The organism is Pseudomonas sp. AC463, from assembly GCF_979253585.1.
Genome location: NZ_CEEDDZ010000251.1, coordinates 1 through 356, shown reverse-complemented (window position 1 = coordinate 356; position 356 = coordinate 1). Strand labels below are relative to the sequence as shown.

The window sequence follows — 356 nt, the reverse complement described above, 5'->3', positions numbered from 1 at the left end:
AGTGTGAAGGATCGATCAGCGCCATCGTCTGCGCCGCGCGCTTGATCGCCGCCTCGCTCACCTCGTTGGCGTGCGCGAACGCCGTCGTCTCGCCCGATACCGCGCGCAGGCCGAAGCCCGCATTGGTGTCGTAGCTCGCGGTCTTCAGCCGCCCGTCGTCGAACCCGAACGCCTCCGACTTGCGATACTGGAGGTAGAGTTCGCCGTCGTCCGCCTTGCCCAGCGCATCGGCCGCCAGCGTCTGCGCGGCCTCCGGAGCAAGATCGCGGTACAGGAAGGAGCGGGGATCGAGATATACCATACCGGCAATATAGGCGCGCCAGCGGGAAGGTCCATGCCAACCGTTCGTGCCGAGC

At 66.6% G+C, this 356-nt stretch carries 1 protein-coding gene; it reads right to left on the bottom strand.

What is annotated here, in order from left to right; translation table 11 throughout:
• The coding region (locus AC0IYH_RS30015; RefSeq protein ID WP_471837746.1) for a PmbA/TldA family metallopeptidase at positions 1 to 356 on the bottom strand (356 nt) is incomplete at both ends.